The sequence below is a fragment of the Nannocystis punicea genome, from assembly GCF_026965555.1.
GTDB lineage: Bacteria > Myxococcota_A > Polyangia > Nannocystales > Nannocystaceae > Nannocystis > Nannocystis punicea.
This window is the reverse complement of sequence record NZ_CP114040.1, coordinates 11458081-11479828: the sequence shown is the minus strand read 5'-3', so window position 1 is coordinate 11479828 and position 21748 is coordinate 11458081. Positions and strand designations below refer to the sequence as shown.

18 protein-coding genes are annotated in these 21748 nt (G+C 71.3%); 9 read left to right on the top strand and 9 right to left on the bottom strand.

Annotated features, from left to right (window positions below):
* Positions 1-33 precede the first annotated feature (33 nt).
* Together O0S08_RS44040 and O0S08_RS44035 are read left to right on the top strand one after the other, a co-directional pair.
* A complete protein-coding gene (locus tag O0S08_RS44040) occupies positions 34-489 on the top strand; it encodes a KGG domain-containing protein (RefSeq protein WP_269035511.1) in 456 nt (151 codons plus the stop codon).
* Positions 490-987: 498 nt separating this feature from the next.
* Positions 988-1749, top strand: a complete 762-nt coding sequence (locus tag O0S08_RS44035) for a hypothetical protein (protein WP_269035510.1) — start codon at positions 988-990, stop codon at positions 1747-1749.
* A 44-nt stretch (positions 1750-1793) separates the two neighbouring features.
* Here the strand turns inward: O0S08_RS44035 and O0S08_RS44030 are convergent, their stop codons facing one another.
* Positions 1794-3143 carry a cytochrome P450 gene (locus O0S08_RS44030; protein ID WP_269035509.1) on the bottom strand — a complete coding sequence of 450 codons (1350 nt, stop codon included), beginning with the start codon at positions 3141-3143 and terminating at the stop codon, positions 1794-1796.
* A 210-nt stretch (positions 3144-3353) separates the two neighbouring features.
* Positions 3354-4049 (bottom strand): DUF3592 domain-containing protein, encoded by a 696-nt coding sequence (locus O0S08_RS44025; RefSeq protein WP_269035508.1) that lies wholly within the window; start codon positions 4047-4049, stop codon positions 3354-3356.
* A gap of 229 nt (positions 4050-4278) precedes the next feature.
* On the opposite strand from O0S08_RS44025, the gene O0S08_RS44020 reads away from it, so the two are divergent.
* The gene (locus tag O0S08_RS44020) at positions 4279-5505 is read left to right on the top strand and encodes a hypothetical protein (RefSeq protein WP_269035507.1); all 1227 of its coding nucleotides are present in this window, start codon (positions 4279-4281) and stop codon (positions 5503-5505) included.
* Between the two features lie 299 nt (positions 5506-5804).
* On the opposite strand, the gene O0S08_RS44015 is transcribed toward O0S08_RS44020, so the two are convergent.
* From O0S08_RS44015 to O0S08_RS43995, 5 genes are all read right to left on the bottom strand, one after another.
* Positions 5805-7106 (bottom strand): D-arabinono-1,4-lactone oxidase, encoded by a 1302-nt coding sequence (locus O0S08_RS44015; RefSeq protein ID WP_269035506.1) that lies wholly within the window; start codon positions 7104-7106, stop codon positions 5805-5807.
* A 187-nt stretch (positions 7107-7293) separates the two neighbouring features.
* Complete coding sequence (locus tag O0S08_RS44010; protein ID WP_269035505.1) at positions 7294-8478, bottom strand: alanine racemase; 1185 nt, start codon at positions 8476-8478, stop codon at positions 7294-7296.
* Positions 8479-8515: 37 nt separating this feature from the next.
* Positions 8516-8959 carry a hypothetical protein gene (locus O0S08_RS44005; RefSeq protein WP_269035504.1) on the bottom strand — a complete coding sequence of 148 codons (444 nt, stop codon included), beginning with the start codon at positions 8957-8959 and terminating at the stop codon, positions 8516-8518.
* Between the two features lie 361 nt (positions 8960-9320).
* Positions 9321-9758: a hypothetical protein gene (locus O0S08_RS44000; protein WP_269035503.1), complete on the bottom strand. Its 438-nt coding sequence runs from the start codon at positions 9756-9758 to the stop codon at positions 9321-9323.
* Positions 9755-10375 carry a hypothetical protein gene (locus O0S08_RS43995; RefSeq protein WP_269035502.1) on the bottom strand — a complete coding sequence of 207 codons (621 nt, stop codon included), beginning with the start codon at positions 10373-10375 and terminating at the stop codon, positions 9755-9757. The genes O0S08_RS44000 and O0S08_RS43995 overlap by 4 nt, the downstream gene beginning before the upstream one ends.
* A gap of 407 nt (positions 10376-10782) precedes the next feature.
* Here O0S08_RS43995 and O0S08_RS43990 point away from each other — a divergent pair, with 407 nt between their 5' ends.
* Positions 10783-11460 (top strand): hypothetical protein, encoded by a 678-nt coding sequence (locus tag O0S08_RS43990; protein ID WP_269035501.1) that lies wholly within the window; start codon positions 10783-10785, stop codon positions 11458-11460.
* A gap of 35 nt (positions 11461-11495) precedes the next feature.
* Here O0S08_RS43990 and O0S08_RS43985 read toward each other — a convergent pair whose 3' ends face one another.
* A complete protein-coding gene (locus O0S08_RS43985; RefSeq protein ID WP_269035500.1) occupies positions 11496-14168 on the bottom strand; it encodes an ATP-binding protein in 2673 nt (890 codons plus the stop codon).
* Between the two features lie 496 nt (positions 14169-14664).
* On the opposite strand from O0S08_RS43985, the gene O0S08_RS43980 reads away from it, so the two are divergent.
* Together O0S08_RS43980 and O0S08_RS43975 are read left to right on the top strand one after the other, a co-directional pair.
* The gene (locus tag O0S08_RS43980; RefSeq protein ID WP_269035499.1) at positions 14665-15786 is read left to right on the top strand and encodes a hypothetical protein; all 1122 of its coding nucleotides are present in this window, start codon (positions 14665-14667) and stop codon (positions 15784-15786) included.
* A gap of 270 nt (positions 15787-16056) precedes the next feature.
* On the top strand, positions 16057-16491 hold the full coding sequence (locus O0S08_RS43975; protein WP_269035498.1) for a hypothetical protein: 435 nt from the start codon (positions 16057-16059) through the stop codon (positions 16489-16491).
* Between the two features lie 80 nt (positions 16492-16571).
* Here the strand turns inward: O0S08_RS43975 and O0S08_RS43970 are convergent, their stop codons facing one another.
* Positions 16572-18422: a vWA domain-containing protein gene (locus O0S08_RS43970; protein WP_269035497.1), complete on the bottom strand. Its 1851-nt coding sequence runs from the start codon at positions 18420-18422 to the stop codon at positions 16572-16574.
* Between the two features lie 548 nt (positions 18423-18970).
* Between O0S08_RS43970 and O0S08_RS43965 the strand changes: the two genes are divergently transcribed.
* The 3 genes from O0S08_RS43965 to O0S08_RS43955 all read left to right on the top strand — a co-directional run bounded on the left by O0S08_RS43965 (position 18971) and on the right by O0S08_RS43955 (position 21723).
* Positions 18971-20119, top strand: coding sequence for an Ig-like domain-containing protein (locus O0S08_RS43965; RefSeq protein WP_269035496.1), 1149 nt, complete (start codon positions 18971-18973; stop codon positions 20117-20119).
* Positions 20120-20382: 263 nt separating this feature from the next.
* Positions 20383-21237 carry a hypothetical protein gene (locus O0S08_RS43960; RefSeq protein WP_269035495.1) on the top strand — a complete coding sequence of 285 codons (855 nt, stop codon included), beginning with the start codon at positions 20383-20385 and terminating at the stop codon, positions 21235-21237.
* Between the two features lie 132 nt (positions 21238-21369).
* On the top strand, positions 21370-21723 hold the full coding sequence (locus O0S08_RS43955; protein ID WP_269035494.1) for a YciI family protein: 354 nt from the start codon (positions 21370-21372) through the stop codon (positions 21721-21723).
* Positions 21724-21748 lie beyond the last annotated feature (25 nt).

Here is a 21748-nt window from a genome sequence, read left to right as displayed (position 1 = left end):
CGCGGATTTCAGTCCGCGACAGAGGTACCAGCAATGCCGAACAGCACCGGTAATACAGGGGAACGCCGCGGGGGCCGCGGTTTCGCGGGGATGGAGGCGGAGAAGCAGCGGGAGATCGCGCGGAAGGGCGGCCGGGCTGCGCACGAGAAGGGCACGGCCCACGAGTTCGACTCGGAAGAGGCGCGTGCCGCCGGCCGCAAGGGCGGTGAGGTGGTCAGCCAGAACCGCGAGCACATGGCGGAGATCGGGGCAAAGGGCGGCCACGCGTCGCACAGCAACCGCGCCGCCCATGCGAGCGCGAGCAGCCGCGACCGCAACCGCTCCCAGCGCAGCGCCCAGGGCATGACGGGCATGTCGGACGAGCCGAACACCCCCGTCGAAGACCGCGAGGCGTCGACCTCGTCGGCCGCCCCCGAGAACAGGTCCGAGATGCCCCGCAGCGAGCCGATGTCCCCCAGCGGCCGCGACGAGGGCGAACAGGATCATTGACCCGAGTTCCGAGTCGCGGGCCCTCGCCCGCGACTCGCGGGCGGCCGCCTCGTACGGCCGCCCGCACTTGTCGTTTAATTTTTCTTATCGATCGATTGCGATCGCATTGGCCGATTCGCGGGATTGTCACAGCGAGGAGAGCTCGAGAGCGCAGGGGATCTCTTCCGCCTCGCGAGTGATGGCATTTTTGTCGATTCGCGCGAGTCCAGGAATGTGGCGATCTCCCGGTCGGGCCCTGGCGGATGCGAGAGCCCGTGAGCGCGCGATGAGCTCCATCGGGCCCGATTGTTCACGCGATTGCAGGAGCGAGGCGATCTCCGTCGTGTCCGATCGGAGCTTGTGAGCGTCCCGGATCGCGCGCGCGCGAGAGCGAGGCGATCTCCGTCGTGCCCGATCGGAGCTGCGGGGGTCGTGACCGGCGCGGGCGAGGGGAGCTCGCGGATGCGCCCGCAGGCGGGACCTCCTTGCGGCGTGGACACGGGCCGGGGACCATGCGGCATGGCCCAGCGCCGCAGCACGACGACGGAGATCGAGGCGACCCTGGGCTGGCAGCTGATCGTGACGGGCGCGCTGGTGTTCGTCGGCTGCGATCCGCAGGCGACGACGGCCGCGGGGCACCCGTACGCGCCGGCGAGCGTGGGTGACGAGTGGGTCTACGCGCTGCCGCAGTCGCAGCCGGCGGGGTCGGTGCCGGCGACGCAGTCGATCGACCGGATCGTGGCGGCGGAGCAGCGCGGGGACCGATGGGTGGCGCGGGTGCGCAGCGAGACCTTCGGCAGCGCCAGCGAGCGCGACCTGGTGATCTCTGCGCTCGGGGTGACGCCGGAGCTGGGTTCGATGACGAGCGCGGTCGGCGAGGTGACGACGCGCGTGGCCGAGGGCGTGTACCTGCCGCGCGAGCTGTCGCCGGGGATGCGCTGGGACTGGCGGCAGGAGCTCGACACGCCGATGTCCTCGATGTCGGTGTTCGGCCGCTGCTCGGTGGTCGGCCACGATTCGTATCGCGGGCAGTCGGCGGTCCACGTCCGCTGCGAGACGCACAACCGCATGATCACGACGATGAAGACCGGAGTGGAGGTCCCGCCGGCCCAGCACGTGCAGACCGAGGACAATTATTATGTCCGCGGGATCGGCCTCGTCCGCAGCGTGACGACGACGCCGCAGGGCTATCGCGCGGAGAAGCTGCTCGTCCGCTGGCAGATCGCCGGGGCGCCGGGGTGGAGCGACGACCGACCGGCGATCGCGGTCGGCGCGCCGTGACGGTCATGACAATCGCGGCGCGACAGCAAGCGCCGTGATTGTCGTCAGGCGGCCAGGTCGCCGGCGCGGCGCGGGCCGAGGAAGGTGACGCGGACGCCGGTGGCGGGGCCGAGGACGACGTTGCGGCGGCCGGGCTTGACCTCTCGCGGCTCGGACAGCTTCAGGCGGTAGTGCCTGAGCAACGTGGCCAGGACGAGCTTCATCTCGTAGGTGGCGAAGGCGGCGCCGAGGCAGCGACGGTGGCCGCCGCCGAACGGGGTGTATTCGAAGGGGCTGTACTTGCGGCCGACGAAGCGCTCGGGGCGGAAGGCGTGGGGCTCGGGGTAGATGTCCGGGCGGACGTGCAGGAGCGCGGTCGCGACGGCCACGCCGGCGCCGGCGGGCAGGGTGTAACCGGCGAGCTCGAGCGGGCGCGCGAGCATGCGGGGGGCGTCGGGGGCGATGGGGTAGAGGCGCAGGGTCTCGTGAACGACGGCCTCGAGGTACGGCAAGCGGGCGAGGGCCTCGGGCTCGGGGCGCTCGCCGGCGGCGTCGAGCTCTGCGAGCAGCTTCTCCAGGCGGTCGGGGTGACGCAGGAGCCAGTAGATCGACCAGGCGAGGGCGATGCCGGTGGTCTCATGGCCGGCGAACAGGAGGGTGAGCAGCTCGTCGTGGATCTCCGAGTCGCTCAGGCCGCTGCCGTCGTCGTGCCGGGCGGCGAGCATGCGGCTGAGGATGTCGTCGCCGAGCTCGTCGGGCCGGCTGCGCCGCGCGGCCAGCTCGGCGGCGATGAGGAAGCCGAACCGCTGGCGCGCGCGCTGAAACCGGGCCCACGGGCCGACGCCGAAGAAGTCGCGCTGCAGGAACGGGAAGAACATGAAGCTCGGGACGGCCGCGGCGACGAACTCGAGGATGGCCTGGCGGACATCCTCGACGCGGGCCGGGTCGGCGACCCCGAACACCGCGCGGATGATGACCTCGAGGGAGATCCACTGCGAGCTGTCCTGGAAGACGAACGCCTGTCCCTTGGGCCATGTCGAGGCGGCGGCGTGGGCGGCCCCGCAGATCGTCTCGCCGTAGGCGCGCACGCGTTCGCCGTGGAAGGCGGGCATGAGCAGCTTGCGCTCCTTGCGGTGGCGCTCGCCCGAGAGCAGCAGGAGCGAGGCATCGCCGAGCACCGGGCGCGCGACCTGAGGCGCGAACGGGGCGAAGGTGTCGGGGTCGGCGGAGAAGACCTGCTGCGCGCCCGCAGGGCTGCCGGTGATGACGACGCTGCCGTTGACGACGTGGGCAGTGAACGGGTCGCCGTATTCCTCGACCATCTTTGAGAAGAACTCGTACGGGTCGCGGGTGTATCGATACGTCTGTAAGAGGGTTCGCCGGGAGCCGGGGGGGAGCGCGCTGCGCGTCGACACGACCGGAGGGTGCGCCGCACGGGCGGGCGCGTCAACGCGGCGGCGGCACGAAGCCGCGGGTGCGGCGAACGGACGCACAGGCGCGATCGAGAACGATGTCCACGACACGGACAGGACCCGCGATCGAGGAGCGGCCGCGCCGCTGAGGTCGAGGTGCGGCGGGTCCGCTCTCGACGGGGTCGCAGTCGCCATCGCGTCGGGGAGCGTCGATCAGGAAGTGGTGCCCTGGAAGGCGCGGCCCGGAACGAGGTCACCGGTGTCGAGGACGTGGCGCGAGGGGTCGCGGGGGTCGTAGCAGACGGTCAAGGTCGGGCCTCGCAGGAGCGGGCCGGGGTCGTACCAGAAGCGACGGCTGACGAAGGTGCGCGCGCTCGCTTCGCCGGGCAAGGTGGCCTCGCAATGGATGACCCACGGACTCTTGCGATTGATTCGAATGGAGGTGTCCTGGGTGACGGCGGTGATCGTGGCGTCGAGGCGCTGACCCTCGCGCAGGAGCCAGGAGATCTCGCGCTTGCGCCGGGCGCGGCGCAGCAGGGCGAACGAGCCGATGCAGAGCTGGACGAAGCCGATGCCGCCGAAGATGCCGGGCAGCAGCCAGCGATTGGTGGGGCTGTCGATGACCGCGTCCTCGGGCTCGTCGGGGTCGAAGGCGACGGTGACGCGCTCGCCGATCCGGTACGAGGGCGTCGAGAAGATGTTGGAGCGATAAAGGTGGTCGCGGCCGAGGTGGTCGGTGTAGGCGACGTCGGGCGCGCCGCTGCCCTTGTTGTTGCGGCGGAGGTGGACGACCTCGCCCTCGGTCCGCCGCGCGTCGGCGAAGAACTCCAGGTCGACGGCGAGGAGCGCGAGGCCGATGGCGAAGAACAAGCCGCCGAGGCCGGCGATGAGCGACCAGACGAGCTTCACCCGAACATGGTCGCCGGGCGCGGGCGGGAGATCAAGGCGGCCCGGCGGCCCGGTATGGGCGCGGACGCGTACGACAAGGTGCGCGAGGGAGCGGAGAGCCGCCGGGGTGGTGGCGGACAGCGCGATCGGCTGGCTTTAAAGGCATGTTTTAAAGGTCATGTGATTCGCCGAGGGCGAGAGCAGGTGCGGGCGCCCTGCGCTGCCGAGGAAGTCGTGCCATCATGGACGCATGCCTCGCGAGCTCCGCTGCGCCCTCGTGTTCGCGCTGTCGTTCGCGTGCGGAGCCGAGGAGGTCGGCGGGGAGGTCGACGAGCAGTGCGAGATCGACGGGCCCACGTTCATCACCGAGCAGCACGCGGAGGGGTCGGGGTTGGAGCACCCGTGGCCGGGGCTGGGGGTCAGCGAGGTGTCCGGGCGCCTCTTCGTGACGTGGGCCGTGTCTGGCAGGCTCTTGTTCACGTACACGGGCCTGTGCGGAGGGCCCGTCTCGCCCCTCCATCCGCCGGAGCTCGAGCTCGACGGGCTGGCGATCACGATCGACGGCGACCTCGAGACGGTCTACGGCATCCACTGGGCGGAGGGCGTCCTCTATTTGCTCGATCGCCCGGAGACCGCCGAGATCGATCCGCCGACGCCGGTCGCCTCGATCCCGCACGAGGCGCGGGTTCATTCGTTCTCGCGCGGGTTCGTCCTGGCCAGCGACGGCGAGCCGGGGACGACCGCCGATGCTGCAGGCGTCGGCGGGAGTCGGGAGGTCCTTCAGGTCTACGACGCCGCGCGACAGGAGGTCGTGCAGGTCGACGATCGGGTGATCAAGTTCGATCTGCTGCGCGACGGGGACGGCCTCCACGCGATCATGATCCTGCGCGACGACGGACGGCTGCGTCGATACGACCTGGCGACCGGCGCGGACGAGACGCTCGCCGAGGACGTGCGCACGTACGAGCTGTCGCCGGGCCAGGGCTATCTCGTCTGGCAGCGGATCGGCGACGCAGGCGTGGAAGCGACGTATCTGCGCGAGGTCGAGTCCGGCGCGGAGGTGCACCTGACCGACAACGAATTCGCGGCGTGGGTGGTCGGACAGACGTCGGTGCAGCAGGTCGGTGACTGGGTATGGACCGAGGACGATCGATTCGTCGGCCTGCGAACGCCCGAGGACGTCCTGATCCGCGTCTACGACACCTCGACCGCGGCCGAGGTCGAGGTGCCCGAGCACTGGGCCGCGAGGCGGGGGATTGCCGGGGAGTATCAGCTGCGGCTCGGCACGAAGGATGCGCCGCGCGAGGCGGTGTGGGACCCTGGCACCGGCGACGTGGTCGTGTGGTTCGAGGGCGAACCCGACGGTTTCTCCTGCTGCGGCGGGCCGGCAGCACGATCGAGTATACGATCCAGAACCCGTGGTCGGAGGAGCTTCAGCTGTGGGAGGTCGATCGCGCGACCGGGGAGACCACACTGAAGATCGCCCGGCTGGGCGACGCCTATCGCGAGCTCGCCGATGGCCGGTACCTGACCTCCTTCGCGCAGCTCTACGGGCCCCAGTACCAGCCTTACCAGCCCGCCGTCATCGATCCCGCGACCGACACGACGACGATCGTCGTCGACGACGTGATCGTGTCGACGATGGCGGGCGAGCAGACGGTGTATTACGTCCGCGCCGACGCGCCCGAGGAAGGGGTGTGGGCGGTGCCGTTCCCGGCGAAGGCGGGCGGGTGAAGGAGCGGCGGGCGGCATGTCTCCACGGACATGCGCTCGAGTTCATGTCCCGAAGAGCTTCGCCAGGTGGTCGTTCATGAACAGGCCGCGCGGGTCGAGGCGGCGGCGGACGGCCTGGAAGCGGTGCCACTCGGGGTACATGTCCTGAAGTTCATGCGCCGAGAGGGTGTGGATCTTGCCCCAGTGCGGACGGCCGCGGTGGTTGCGGAAGATCGCCTCGCAGCCGGCGAAGTAGTCGGCGTACGGCATGCCGGCGTACATGTGGACGGAGATCACCGCGCTGTCGCGGCGGTAGAACGGGCTCAGCCAGATGTCGTCGCCGGCGACGACGCGGTACTCGATGGGGAAGTGGACGCGGACGCAGTCGCGCTCGATGTAGGCCTTGAGCTCGCGCAGGCAGTCGGGGCCGCGCTCGACCGGGACGGCGTACTCCATCTCGTTGAAGCGGACGTCGCGAGGGCTGGGGAAGACGCGGTGGCTGTGGTCGGCGTAGTCGGCCTCGGAGATCGCTCGGGAGGCGAAGCGGGCGACCGGACGCGAGAGGCCGGGGAACAGGCGCACGGCCTCGGAGGCGGCCCAGAACACGCCGGTCTCGAGCATCTTGTCGGCGAGGACGCGCTTGACCGCGGAGCGCGGGCGCGGGGTGGCGACGATGTCGAGCGCCTTGGTGGCGGCGCGGTCGCTGTAGGGGAACCACCAGAACTCGAAGTGACGGTGGCGCCGGCAGCTGTCCTCGAAGTCGGCCAGGCATTGATTGAGGTCGACGTTCCTGCGGACGTCGCGGAGCACGTAGCTCGGCACGCATTGCAGGCGGATCCGCCCCAGCACCCCGAGGCTGCCGAGCGAGACCTGGGCGGCTTTGAAGATTTCCGGCTCCTGCGTCGGCGAGCACGACAGCAGCTCGCCGGTCGCGAGCACCAGAGTGAGGGCGCGGACCTGGGTGCTGATGCTGCCGAAGGCGATGCCGGTGCCGTGAGTGCCGGTGCTGACTGCGCCGGCGAGCGCCTGGCTGTCGATGTCGCCCTGGTTCTCGAGCGCGAGGCCGTGTTTGGCGAGCAAACCACCGAGGTCGCGGATGCTGGTGCCGGCGAGCACGGTGGCGGCCCCGGCCTCGCGGTCGACCTCGGCGAGGCCGCTGAGCCGCGCCAGCGAGACGAGGGTGTGCTCGGTGGCGACGACCGGGGTGAAGGAGTGGCCGGCACCGACGACCCGCAGCTTGCCGTTGGCGCTGGCTGTCTCTCGGACCAGGTCGCTCAGGGCGTCGAGGGTGCTCGGGACCACGAACTGTCCCGGACGACAGGTGACGCCGCCCGACCAATTGGACCAAGTCTTGCGCGCGAACATCGCCGGGATGGTACCAGGCAGGCGGGCGCGGACGAAGTCGCGGACGGGCGCGGACGAAACCGCGACGAACTACGCCGTTACGCGGGAGTTTCGCCGGTCGAAGGGGCGCGCCGCGGACCCGCGTATTGCGGCGAGGGTCGATGCGACAGTCCTCGTGGGGGAGGACGCAGGAGGGCCCGCGAGGCGGTCAGACGAAGCTCTGGCCGTCGCCGCGGTAGGTGGGGACGCGGCCGACGACCGCGGCGCCGGCCAGCAGCACGAGCTCTTTAAAATGTTCGCACAGCTCGCCGGCCTTGGCGTGGCGGAAGAAGATCGGGTCCCCGAGGGCGAGGATCTCCGGACCCGAGTAATTGACGGGGGTCTGGACCTCGCCGCAGCCCTCGTTGGCCAGGAGGGTGGCGCCGGCCGGCAAGGTAGGGGTCGGTTGCCGATCGCGGCCGGGGCTGCCGGAGGCGATGTAGCCGCCGCCGAAACAGGTGTAAATGGCCGGAGTCGGCCGCCGCACGATCGGCAGGGCGAAGCCGGCGGCCGGTTGCGGCCGAAAGCTGTCGTAGCCGTCGAACAGGGTCGGGCCGTAAAGGCCGGAGCCGGCCGCGAGCTCGGTGACCGAGGCGTCGGTGCGGGTCGCCTCGAGGCTGCCGGTGCCGCCGCCGTTGACGAAGCGCAGCTCGTGGCCGCGGGACTTGATGGCGGCGACGACCGCGGCCCGGCGGGCGAACACCTCCGGTTGCGAGCGGCGCTTGAGCGCCCGGACTGCCGCGCTCTTGAGCCGCTGGCCGGGCACGAGGTCCTGCAGGCCGGCCAGCTGGGCCTCGTAGCCCATGAGGCCGTCGAGGCGGAGGTGCGGGGTGCCGGCGATGGTGTCGGCGAGGACGACCGCGGCGTCGACCCCCGTGATCGGTGAGCGGCGCACGCCGAAGTGGATGCCCGGCAGGGTCGAGGACATGTCGAGGTCGATCGCCACCGGCAGGGTGACGTCGGCCCGGGTGGCCGCCTCGGACAGGAAGGGCAGCTGCAGCGGGTCGTCGACCATCAGGCAGATCTCGGCGCCGCCGGCGATCGCGGTGCAGACGAGGTCGAGGTCGTGGCGGTCGACCGTGGGGTAGGCGACGACCAGATCTTTAAACGAGTCGGCGGCGAGGTGGGCGGCCTCGGCGGCGCTGTAGCAGAGGATGCCCTGGAAGACGGGGCTCATCGCCTGCACGCGGCGGAGGATGTCGCGGCAGCGGAGCGACTTGGAGGCGAGGCGGATCGGCAGGCTGCCGGCGCGTTCGACCAGGCTGCGGGCGTTGGCGGCCAGGAGGTCGAGGTCGCAGTAGGCGAGCGGGAGGTGCTCGTGGCGGAGTGCGGCGCGCAGCTCGGCGTAGGTCACGGGCGGGGTTCTACCATCCCGCCGATCGCCGCGACCATCACGAGCCGGTCGGGGCTTCCTCGGCGACGCGCGGCTTGCGACCGCGTCGGGGCGGGAGGCGCAGCGGCTCGCTGTTGCCGGAATCGGCGGCCGCCACCTCGAGCTTGCGCCGCCGCGGCTCGGCCTTGCCGCCGAGGTGGATGTCGGCCAGCCGGGCCTCGAGCTCGGGATCCTCGGCGGCGAACACCCGGGCGTAGGCCAGGCCCTGCTCGGCGGTGCGGAGCAGCCGCAGCCGCGCCTCGCTGAGCTGGTTGTGCAGGGCGTCGAGCTGGGCCCGCAGCTGGTCGAGCTCGAGCGCGTGACCGCGCACCTGGTCGACCTGGCTCCGGAGAATGCCCAGGTCGACCCCCGGGAATTGGACTTCGGCGAGCGGCCCCTCGAACACGGCCAGGAGGTCGAGGAGCGCAGGAGAGACGGGATCGGCGTTGTCGCTGTCGTGCATGGCTGATCTTCCGTTCAGTGGTGTACAATGAGCGCCGCCGCGCGTCAAGCAGGACCGCGCACGCGCCGGCGGAGCCCGCGAGGGCATGGCCTTTTCGCCATGTTCCTTGGGCAATGTTTTTTTAAAAACTACTGCATGTGATCTCGCGGTGTCGCGTCGCGAGGAGGACCACGCGCTCTTCACCGCGCGGGCTCGTGGTTCACGAGGACGAGCGGGTCGGCTGTCGATATTGAGGGTACATGGCGCGAGGGACAGGTCGGGCGAGGCGTCGCCGGGCTTCGCCGCGGAGATGGGGTGTGTCTATTGAGACATACCCGTGCGATCATTCATAAACATGTCCGTTCGGACATGTCGTTTTCGGTCAGGGCGCGAACTCGTAGAACTCGCCGCCCTGGGTCAGGCAGGCCTCGCGGGCCGCGGCGAGGTCGCGGTGGAGGGGGTTGCCGAATTCTTCGGCGCGGGGCTTGCCGAACTCGAACACCAGGAAGTGCTGGGTGATGCAGGCGCTGTGGGCCCCGCGGTGGGGGCAGGCGCCGGTGAGCCAGCGGGCGCCGTCGGTCTCGCAGGTGCGACGGCCGTCCTCGACCGAATGGTTCGGGTCGAGGTGCTCGACGCACTGGGCCCCGGTGTCGCAGCCGCCGTGGGCGCGGGCGGAGGCGACCCGCACGGGCTCCGGCAGCGGCTTCTCGGTCGGGTCGACGACCGGGATGCCGTTCTCCTTCGGCGCGGCCGGCGGGATCAGGTGGGCGCAGCCGAGGACGAGCGCGAGCAGCAGCGGCGAGCGAGGCACGGCGATCACGGGGCGGGCCAGAAGCAGGTGTCGTTGTCGCAGACCATGCCGTCGGGACAGGTCGCGCCGTCCGAACAGTCGAGGACGCAGGCGCTGTCGCCCTTGTCGGTGGCGTTCGGCCGGCACACGCTCGTGGCGGTCCCGGTGGCCGGGGCGGTGAAGCAGTGGCAGTCGAGCTCGCAGCCGACGAGCGAGCAGGTCGAGGCGCCCGTCATGCCCGCGGCGTTCAGGCAGGTGATGAAGCCGTTCTCTCCGTCGCCCATCCATTTGCAGGCCTTGTTGTCGATGTCGCCCTGCTCGTCGGTGCAATCGTTGTACTCGCCCTTGACCGGCGGGCAGTTCGGATCGGCGGTCGTCGAGCCGCTGTCCTCGGTGGTCGAAGCCGACGTGCTGGAGGAGATCTCGGAGCTCGAACCGCTAGAACTCGTATCAGTCGGCTCGCTCGTGCTGCCCGTCGTCGTGCCGCCGCCGGTGGTGGGATCGGTCCCCGAGCCGCCGCCGGTCGACGTCGAGGTCGCGGTCTCCGTCGAGACGGACGTGAGCCCGCTGGTGCCCCCGCCGTCGTCCTTACAGCCGAGCAAGAACACCAAGATCAGAGCGAAAGCCGGCGAGATCGGGACGCGCATCGCATGATGCTACGCCTCTGCCCGCTGGCGCACAGCCCCCAATCGCGAGCGGCCAAAACCGCGAGTTCGACGATTTACGGGCGCTGGCGCGGGACCCCGCGAGAGTTCGCGCGCGCTTTGCGCTGGGCTCCAGGGGCTCGTGCGAGGGCGCGCCGGGGCGTCTTCGGATCTGCGCACTCCATGTCGTCGGTCGCTCGAGTCAGCGGCCCCGGCCGCGGAACACCATTCAGGAGCCTGTCCCTTGGGACATGGAGCTGCGGATCGTCGTGAGGGTGCAGGTGCGACCCGCGCGGAGATTGTGAATAGTGCGATTTTGCGAGGACGCTGGGGCCTCCCGCACTGCGCAGGTCGATTCGCGTTTACGCCGCGCCGAGGCGGCTTCTATGCTGCAGAACACAGGAGACCGAATGTATCGCCCCGCCCTCCCGCTCGCCGTCGTCGTCGCCGCGTCGCTCGTCTGTCCCGAGGCCATGGCCGCGCCTGTCCGATCGACCCTGGCCTCCTGGTCAGCTGCGGCGCAGGACCCCGCGGCGGCGCCGGCCGACGCGGCGTCGCAGCCCTACGCCGACCCCGGCGCGCCCGCGCCTCAGCCCTACGCCGATCCGAGCGCCGCCCCGCCGCCACCGCAGGGCCCGGTCGCCGGCCCCGTCTACGCGCCGCCGCCGACGCCGCCGAAGCGCCGCAAGGGGCTGATGATCGCCGGCTGGACCATGTTCGGCTCGTCGTACCTGTTCACCGCGCTGATCGCCGGCATCATTCACGACACCTGCAACCTCGCCGACGCGCCCAACTGCAGGCGCGCGGCCGGCTTCTCGCTGATCCCGCTGATCGGGCCGTTCATGACGATCCCGTATCTGCGCACCGAGGCGATCACGCCGAAGGTGTTCATGGCCCTGCCGGGCCTGGTCCAGATCGCCGGCCTCGCCATGGGCATCGCCGGCACCATCATGTTCGTCAACGACGGCAAGGCCCAGCGCGTCGCCGACGTCGACGGCTTCAAGCTCGGCCGGACCCGCCTGCGCGCCAACATGGCGCCGACGCCGTTCCTCGACGGCGGCACCTTCATGCTCGGCGGCCGCTTCTGAGGCGGCTGTGGTGATATGTCCCGAAGGACAGCCGATCACGCGGCCGAGGAGCGCGCGGCAGCGGTGCGGGCCAGCAGCGCGAGCAAGCGGTCGGGGTCGGCCGGCTTGGTGAGGTGATGATCGAAGCCGGCCGCGCGGGCGCGCCGGCGGTCCTCGTCCTGACCCCAGCCGGTCTGGGCGATGATCACCGGCGCGGCGCCCCACGGCTGCTGGCGGATCCACCGACAGACCTCGTAGCCGTCGCGCTTCGGCATGCCGATGTCGAGGAAGACGACGTCGGGGCGGAACTCGGCGCAGGCGCTCACGGCCGCGTCGCCGTCGTAGACGGTGTGGACGTCGTTGCCGAGCGCCTCGAGCAGCATGGCGAGGGTGTCGGCGTTGTCGACGTTGTCGTCGGCGACGAGGATCCGCCGGCCGGTGGGTGGGTCGACGAGGGCCGGGCCGGAGGGCGCGCGGGGGCGTCGGGACGCGGCGGCGGCGAGCGGCAGGTCGACCACGAATTCGCTGCCGCGGCCGAGGCCGGGGCTGCGCGCCGTGATCTCGCCGCCGTGCATCTCGACGAGGCCGCGGGCGAGCGCGAGGCCGATGCCGAGGCCGCCCTCCGAGCGGGTCTCGGTCGGACCGACCTGCGAGAACATCTCGAACAGGCGCGGCAGGTGCTCGGCGGCGATGCCGACGCCGGTGTCGGCGACGCGGACCTGGACCCGCGCGCCGTGGACCGCGGCCGAGACGCGGATGGCCCCGCCCGGCTCGGTGTACTTGGCGGCGTTGGTGAACAGGTTGGAGAACACCTGGGCCAGCCGCACCGGGTCGGCGTCGAGGACGATCGGCGCGGGCGGGATGTCGACGACGAAGCTGTGCCGCCGCGCGGCGATCCACGGGCTCGCGGTCTCGGCGGCGCGGGTCATGACGGAGTCGAGGGTGATCGATTCGCGCCGCAAGGTGAGGCGGCCGCGAGTGATGCGCGAGACGTCGAGCAGGTCGTCGAGGAGGTGGGCCATCTGTTCGACCTGGCGGCCGATGACGGCGAGGCTGCCGGCCCGCTCGGGCGCGTCGCGGGCGACGCCGAGCAGCGCGAGGGCGTTGCGGATCGGCGCCAGCGGGTTGCGCAGCTCGTGCGCGAGCATGGCGATGAAGGTGTCCTTGCGGTGGTCGGCCTCCCGCAGCGAGGCCTCGATGCGCTTCTGCGCGGTGGTCTCGATGACGGTGATGCCGACCCCGAGCAGCTTGTCGCCGGCGCGGATCGGGTACTGGCTCAGCATCCAGTGGCGCCGGCCCGGCTGGGCGGACGTCTGACCCTCGATCTCGATGTTGACGCGCTCGGGGCCGCCGCCCAGGCCGTCGCGCAGGAGCGGCTCGAGCTGCGGCCACAGGTCAGGCACGATCTGGGCGACGGTCCGACCGATGTGCTCGGCCGCGGGGACGCCGTTGAACTCGGCCAGCTTCTCGTTGACGCGGACGTAGCGGAACCCGCGGTCGATGAAGGCCATGCCGATCGGCGCCTTGAAGACCAGAGCGTCGATGAGGGCGAAGCTCTCGGCCAGCTGCTCGGCGGTGGCCTTGCGCTCGGTGACGTCGCGGACGATGCCGATGTTGCGCAGCGGCCTCGGCGGGTCGACGGCGGTGTCGAACACGGTGCGGCCCTGACAGCCGAGCCAGCGCACCGCGCCCTCGGGGCGGACGATGCGGAACTCGAGGTTGTCGCTGCCGTCGCCGGCGGGGTCGAGCGAGGCCCGCACGGCGGCCCGCACGGCGGCGACGTCGGCCGGGTGCACGCGCGCGAGCAGCTCGGCGACGGTGAGCTCGACGTCGTCGGGGACGCCGAAGGCGCGCCGGGCCTCGCGGGTCCACTCGAACCGGACCTCGCCGTCCGGGCCGAACACCGTGGCGGTGACGCCGAGGCCGGTGGCCTCGACGGCGAGGCGCAGGCGCTCCTCGCTGGCCCGCACCAGCGCCTCGGCCTGCCGCTGGGCGGTGACGTCCTTGAGGAAGCCGACGACGCGGACGACGCGGCCGTCGGGGTCGTGGATCTTCTGGCCGACGTCGTGGAGGGTGATCCACCGCCCGCCGCGGTGACGGACGCGGTACTCGACCTCGAGGCCGTCGCCGCTGCTGCGCGCGAGGCGGTAGCGCGGGAGGTCGTCGGGGTGGACGAGCACGCTCCAGTCGATGCCGCCGAGCTCCTCGGCGTCGTAGCCGAGGAGCGGCCGACAGGCGCCGCTGAACATGGCCTGGCCGCCGGCGCGGTCGAAGTCGTAGAGGATGTGCCCGCTGGCCCGCACCGCGGCCTCGTAGCGGTCCTTCCAGGCCCGCTCGTTGGCCGACACCAGCGACAGCTCGCGCGCGCGGTCCTCGACCAGCCGCCGCGCGGCGTGCAGCGATTCACACAGCCAGGCGACGGCGAAGGCGACGAGGGCGAAGATGCCGAGGTCGAGCAGGTCGGTCCAGCGGTGGACTGCGATCGCGAGGTGCGGGTCGAAGAACCAGAAGTCGAGGGCGGCCGAGATGGCGATGGTGAGGAGCGCAGGGCCGAGCCCGCCGAACCACGCGGAGACGCCCGCCGCGCCGGTGAAGAGGACGAGGATCGGCGGCTGCGGCTCGGTGTAGGCCAGGAGCAGCCGCGATCCCGCCGCGAAGGCGGTGACCCCGACCGCCACGAGGTACCGGCGAGCCTTGCTGTAGCGGGCGTGGTCGATGCGACGGGCCATCCGAGATTCCTCGCGGTCGCCACGCCCCCGGCGCTGTTGCCACAGCTCGTCAGGAAATGTGAGCGCATTGCCAGCCTAGAGGCCGATAGGGCGAGTTCAAGGCGCGGCGTTTTGAATTAATCAAATCGTCGTATGAAGCGGGGATCCTGCATCTCCGGCGACCGCTGCCGCCGCCGAAATGATGGTATCTTCATTCGGCGCCGCCCCCGGCCGCGGCGCTCCGCTCGCCGGATCACCGGATGTTCGATGGGACAGGCCTCGAGATTTTTATTTTGCTGCGCCCGTCGCGGCGAGCAGGGCGGGCTCAGCGGAGCCGGTGCGATGAATGGTCGTACATGTCTCGAAGGACATACCTTCGGGGGGCGCGGTCGATTCCCGCGATGCCCGGTGACGGGGAGGTGCAGCTCGGTGGGGGGCACCTGGACGCAGCTGCGCCCCGCGCTGGGGCAAGAGCGGGGGGCTGTCCGCGGCGGGCGACCCGCGCTAAGGTGGTGAGGTGCGACGCTCGACTTGCTTGCGGTGGGTGGTGGCGACGATGAGCGCGGGGCTGGGTTGGACGGCGACTCGCCCGGCGTGGGGGCATTGCGGCGACGAGTGCTGGAACCCGCTGCCGATGGCCCTGCCGCCGGCGAGCTCGGAGGTCGCGCTCGACGGGGTGCTCGCGTTCACGCCAGGCCACGGGCGGGCCGAGCGGGCGCTCGAGTTTTTTACGATGAAGGTGCTCGACGCGATGGGAGAGGAGGTGGCGGGGACGTTCGAGGTGTTCGAGGGTTTTTCTGTGTTCATCTGGCGGCCGGCGCAGCCGTGGACCGCCGGGGCCACGTACACCGTGATCACGCACGTCGACACCGCGGCCTGGGCGACTGCCGAGTATTACGCGCCGCCCGGGGCCTGCATCACGTACGAGCAGGAGTCGGCGGTGACGGTCGCGGCCGAGCCGCTGCCCGAGGCCGCGGCGGCGCCGCTGGTGGTGACGAGCGAGCATCGGGTCGAGCGCCGGGAGGCGCCTGAAGATCTGGTCTGCTGCGACGGCGCGTACCCGTGGTCGCAGTCGCAGCCGGGATCCTGTCCGGTCGGCGGGGGTCCGCTGGTGGTCTCGCCGGGCTTCTGCACGCACCTGCGCGAGCACGGGTGGCTCGAGATCGCGTACGACCTCGACCGCGAGGGGCTGCCCGCGACGGTGGCGAGCAACTTCGCCGGGCGCTTGCTCGGGCCGGACGACGCGCCGCGGTTCGGGTGGAAGACGAACCTGGTTGCGCCGGGCTGCCTGCAGTTCGAGTCGATCGATCTGGCGCGCGGCGAGGTGTTCGTCGACGAGCGCTGCTTCGGCGACGACGTGGCAGACGCGCTCGGGCCGCTCGAGGTCGATCCGACGTCGACGCTGGCGGCGTCGTGCGAGGGGCAGGCGTACGTGTGCGAGGGCAAGAGCTCGTGGAATCCGGAGCTGTGCACGACCTGGCCTGAAGGACAGGTTTATCCGCCACCGCCGCCGCCGGAGGAGTCCGGCGCGCCGGCGCAGTCGGGCGGCGGGGGCTGCAGCGCGCACGCGCGGGGGCCCGGGTTTCTGGGGCTCGTGGTGCTCGGCGGCCTCTGGCTGCGGCGACGCTCGCGGAGTTGATGCGGCGAGGGTCGGCTGCGACGAGGTCACGCCGCGTCCGGCTGTCTCTCGGGTCAGAGTTCGGGCTGACTGGCTCGGACGCTCCGGGGTCGCGGGCGAGCGACCTCAGGAGCGCGGTCCGCGGGTCGAGCTGCCTGAGCGGTCCCACGCCTGCGGCGCGATCTCGTCGTCTGCCTCGACGAGCCGCTGTGCGGGTGCGAGCGGCCGCGGCTTGCGCGGAGGCGACGAAGTGCTTGCCCTCTGCGGGGCGAAGAGTGTCCACTCGGGCGAATGGACCGGAAGACGAAGACGTGGCTGATCGTGCTCGGGGTCGTGACCTACGGGGTGTGGACGGCCGGCCTGTTGGTGGGGGAGGGGCCGTTGAGAAGCGTGCTGGGTGTGCTCGCCCCGGTGCTGGTCGGGGCGATGGGCATCCTGTTCTTCGTCGGCATCTCGGCCGCGACGCAGAAGCAATGGGACCGACTGCGCGCCGAGGGCACGCAGGTGACGGCGCTGGTCAAGGGCTATCACAAGGCACGGGTGCTGTTCGAGATCCAGCTGCCGGGCGGGTCGATCGGCAAGGAGCTGTATCCGTCGTACGTCGGCGGGATCAACCGCCAATTCCTGGTCGACGCGTGCGCGACGGGCCGGCCGCTCGAGGTCCTGTACCTGGCCGACTCGCCGAGGATCCTGATCAAGGACCCCGCGACCGGCAAGTTCACGTGAGCGCCGGCGTCGCCGACGGGTGACATGAAAAATAGGACATGTCCGTTCGGGCATGTCCTTCGAGAGAGGATGAAACGAGTTCAGCCGGGGATGCAGTACTGCAAGATCTCGTCGGCGACCGTGGCGAGCGTCTGCGGCAGCTCGCCGTTGCCGGCTTGCAGATAGAGCGGGACCATGCTGTCGGGGTTCTGGGCCTGGTAGCCGCTGCCCATCTGCGCGCAGTTGGCTGCGAAGTCCTTGGCGGTCTGGCCGGCGCAGGCGACGTCGTTGAGGAACTGGACGGCGCCGGCCTGGGCCTCGGCGCCGAAGAAGCCGACGACGTAGGTGCGGATGCCGGCGGCGGCGAGCTTCTGGGTGACGAGCAGCGGCGAGGGGTCGGGGCAGCTGAGGTCCCAGTCGGCGCCGTCGGTGACGAGGACGACGTACTGCTCGCGGCCGGGCACGGCGTTGTTCACCAGCCAGGTCGAGGCGGTCTCGAGCGCGGTGCCGGTCGGGGTGGTGTTGCAGATCAGGGTGGTGAGCGGGTCGACTGCCTGGTCGATCGCGGCGCCGGCGGCGAGCGCGGGCGGGACGAGGATCTCGGCGTCCTGGCACATCGGGTTGGTGGCCTGCTTGGTGTCGAGGATCCGCTCGGCCAGGGTGATGCACAGGCCGCCGCCCGGATCGCGCGGCCACAGCTCGAGGCCGAAGCGCAGGTCGGTGTCGAGGCCGCCGCCGACGACCTGCTCGATCGCCCCGATCGCCTGCGACCACTTGCTGCTGGCGTAGTTCGGGGCGTCGACGGGGGTCTGGCCGTCGGGGGTGCGGTGCATGCTGAGGGTGCGGTCGAGGGCGAACAGCACCTCGGGGGCGTCGCAGGTCTTGTCGCAGCCGCAGCACAGCTGGCCGGCGACCGACTTGAGGGCGGCGCCGAGCTCCTGGGCGTTGTCGGCCTGCAGGTACACCGGGATGTCGGCGCCCTCGACGGCGACGAAGCCGTCGGCAGTGGGCACGCAGGGGCCCGGGAAGCCCTTGGCGGTGCGGCCGGCGCAGGCGAGGTCGTTGAGGTACTCGGTCGCGCCGAGCATCGCCTCCTCGCCGTTGAAGCCGACGATGAAGGTCTTGACGCCCTGCTCGGCGAGGTCCTGGACGGCGGCCAGCGGCGAGGGGTCGGGGCAGCTGAGGTCCCAGTCGGCGCCGTCGGTGACGAGGATCGCATATTGCTCGCGGTCGGGCTCCTTGTTGCCGGCGAAGTACTCGCCGGCGGTGATGAGCGCCTCGCCGGTGGGGGTGGTGTTGCAGAGCAAGGTGGTGGCCGGGTCGATGAGGCCGGCGATCGCGGCGCCGTTGCCGAGAGCGGGGCCGAGGACGACCTCGCCGGCCTCGCACTGCGGGTTGGTGGCGGTCTTGTTCTGCTCGATGCGCTCGGCGAGGGTGACGCAGACGCCTCCGCCCGGATCGCGCGGCCACAGCTCGAGGCCGAAGCGGACCGTGTCGTCCTGCGGGGCGGCGGTGAGGGTCTCGATGGCGCTGATCGCCAGGGACCACTTGCTGCTGGCGTAGGCCGGCGCGTCGACGGGGGTCTGACCGTCGGGGGTGCGGTGCATCGATTGGGTGCGATCGAGGAGGATCAGGGCGTCGGGCGGGAGGCAGTCCTCCACGCCGCCGGTGGTGGTGCCCGGCGAATCGGTGGTGCTCACGGTGGTGGTGCCGGGCGCGTCGGTGGTGGTCGGGGCGCTGGTCGGGCCGTCCGTGCTGGTGGTGCCGGGGTCGGGGGTCTGGGTGGTGCCGGTCGGCTCGCCGCCGGTGGTCGGGCCGGTGGTGGCCTCGGTCAGCGAGGTGGGCGCGGTCGACGGCTGACTGCCGGTGGCGGCGGTGTCCCGCGTCCCGTCGTCGCCGCACGCCGCCAGGAGCGCGATGAGTGCCGCAGGGCGGCCATAGCGAAATGTCATGGGCACCAGCCTATCGAAAGGCCCCGGGCGCCGCATCGGGGGCCGTCCGGCGCGATCGCGTGCCCGAATGCGCGAACCCGGGTGCGGGCGCGCGGGCGCGCGAGCGCAGGGGCGGACGTCTCACCGTCTGCGCGAGATGTCCCGCGGGACAGGTGTCTGGGATGGCGGATGTCCTCGAGGACATGCGGCCGAGGGGACCGTGGGCGCGCTGATGACAGGTCCTCGAGGAGGTGCTGGCGGAGGCGCAGGTGGAGTGACATGTCCTCGAGGACATGTGGCTTGTGGAGCCGGCGGGTGGGAATGACATGTCCTCGAGGACATGCTGTCGTCGGGGGGGCGCGTGGAGTGACATGTCCTCGAGGACATGTTCGACGCGGGTGGAGCGACGTGTCCTGGAGGAGATGTTGCGGGCCAGGCGCAGGGGCGCGGGTGTCTGGACACAGAGGGCGTGTGAGCCAGAGGGGCGCCGGGGGCGCGGGCGAGGACGAAAAAATTCGCGGACAAACGGTGTAACGCCCGCGACCCTGCGGGCACTCGAGGTGCGAGCAATGATTGTCCGTCGTCTGGTCCGAACCTGTTCCGCGCTGCTGGTGAGCGGCGCGCTCTCTTCTGCTTGCAACCTGGTCGGGCTGCCGGGGGCCGACACCGATGGGACCGACACCGACGGCACGACGGCGGAGCCTGCGCCGAGCACGGGGGATGCGCCGACCACGGGCGATGTGCCGACCACGGGGCCGAACGATCCGTCCGGCGGGACGCCGAGCGATTGCGACTTCGAGGGCGCGGTCCAGGCGATCTTCACCGCCAGCTGCAGCTGCCACGCGGGCGGTCAGCCGGCGGCGGGGCTGTCGCTGGCGGCGGGGGAGTCGTACGCGGCGCTGGTCGGGGTGGAGAGCAGCCAGTCGCCGGGCTCGCTGCGCGTGGCGCCGGGCTCGCCCGAGAGCAGCTTCCTGGTGGAGAAACTCTCGCCGGGGCCGTCGGTGGGGCAGCAGATGCCGATCGGCGGGAGCCTGTCGGTGGGGCAGATCGCGACGATCACCGCGTGGATCGCCGCGGGGGCGCCGGAGACGGAGGTGTTCGCGTGCGCGCCGGGGCAGCAGGGCGGGGACGTCGGCGAGGTGGAGATCGACGTCGACGGGCCGCTGCAGGTGCAGGTCGGCGAGACGCTGCCGGTGACCGCGCTGGTGAGCGATCCCGACGGCGAGCCGGTCGAGGCGACGCTGACGTGGAAGAGCAGCGCGGAGCTGACGCTGTACGTCGACGGTCAAGGCGTGCTGCTCGGGGTGTCGCCGGGGACGGTCGAGCTGACGGCGAGCGCGGGTGGAGTGACGAGCGCGGCGGTGGCGGTCGAGGTGGTCGACCACGACCCGCCCGCGGCCACGTTCACGCAGGTGCGAGCGATCACCGACGCGCGTTGCGCGGTGGCGGGTTGCCACGTCGACGGGGTCGAGCCGGGCGACCTGCGCTTCGATCGCGAGCCCGACAAGCTGTGGGAAGAGCTGGTCGAGGACGAGGCGGAGCAGGTGAACATGCCCCGCGTGGCCGCGAACGCGCCGACCGACAGCTACTTGATGCACAAGCTGGTGCTGACGGCGCCGGCGGTCGGGGGACGGATGCCGTTCGGCGGGCCGCCGATCGCGGCCGAGGAGGCGCAGGTGATCTTGCGGTGGATCCTCGCGGGGGCGCAGTTTAATTGAGCGAGTGCTGATTGCTGCACGAGCTGGTGCTGGCGGCGCAGGTGAGCTTGCGGGGGATCCTGGCGGGGGCGCAGTTTTATTGAGTTGAGCGGGTGCTTTGGATGCGCAAGTGATGCTGACAGCGCTGGTCGTCGGGGGGCGCCGATCGCGGTCGAGGCGGCGCAGGTGATCTTGCGGGGGATCCTCGCGGGGGCGTCGAGCGGGGTGTGAGCGCACGAGGAAATGATATGATGTCTTTTTGTACATGTCTTTTTGGTCTTGTGATGCAGGCGCCGGCGGAGCTGCCTGCCCACGAGTGGCGGCCGCCGAAGGCCGCGAGCGCGCGCAAGATCGAGGCGGAGGTGAAGCCGGCGGAGGTGAAGCCGCGCGTGAAGGTGGCGAAGAAGAAGGCTCGACGGGTCGAGCCGCCGCGCGAGGGGATCGAGTCTGCGGAATTCGCCACGGAAGGCGCGCAGGAAGGCGCGGGGCAGGACGAGAGCTCGAGCGGGACCGAGGCGAGCGGGAGCGGAGAGGTCGCGGCGGGTGATGCCGGCGGGGGTGGAGAGGTCGGGGCGAGCGGAGCCGGCGCGAGCGGAGAGGTCGGGGCGAGTGGAGGGGGCGCGAGTGATAGCGGCGGGGTCGCGGCGGGCGGTGTCGTCGCGAGCGAGGTGGTGAAGGACTCGGCGAGCGAGCCCGGTGCGGGCGAGGTGGCGCGCGTGGAGGCGGAGGGGCCGGCCGAGGACGGGAGCCGCTGCGAGCTCGACGTCAATCCGGACGGTGACCCGGCGCGATGGCGACGCGGGCGGGCGCAGATGTTCGCGGGCGCGGCGTTCCTCGGCGCGGGGGTCGTGGGGCTCGGGGTGATGGTGAGCGGGTGGTACGTGCAGCGGTTCTCGGCGAATGAGCTGGCCCGAGGGACAGGTTATTCGGAGGAGGCGCTGGCGCCCCTGCGGGCCCAGCACGGCCGCGGCGAGACGATGCTGGCCGCCGGCGCGGTGACTGCAGTGTTCGGGGCGGCGCTGGGCGCGACGCTGATGGCGACCGGGGCTCGCGACGTGAGGGCCGGTCGCGGGGCGCGGTGGAGCGGCGTGCGCGTGGCCCCGAGCCTCGGCGGGCTGGTGCTCAGCGGCCGCTTTTGATGACGGGGCGCGGAGGGCGCGTGGAGGCCAGACGACGGTCGAAAAAAAATTTCGAGGGGGCTGTCGATCGTCGGTGGGCTGGATCGTCGGCGGGACGAGGCCGGTCATGACGGACCGGGAGGAGTCACGGCGATGAAGTACATCATCTTGATCTACAGCAGCGAGAAGGCCTTCAACGCGCTGCCGGAGCAGAAGCAGCACCAGATCTTCGGCGAGTACAGGACCTACACCGAGGAGCTGACGCGGGCCGGCGCGCTGTGCGGCGGAGAGGCGCTGCAGCCGTCGACGACGGCGACGACTGTGCGCATTACCGAGGGCCGGACGATCCACGTCGACGGGCCGTTCGCGGAGACGAAGGAGCAGCTCGGCGGCTACTACATCGTCGAGTGCGCCGACCTCGATGGGGCGCTGGCGTGGGCGGCGAAGGTGCCCGAGGTGGTCCACGGGCTGGGATCGGCGGAGGTGCGGCCGGTGATGGTGTTCTAGCCGGCGGCGTGGGAACCTCGGCGAC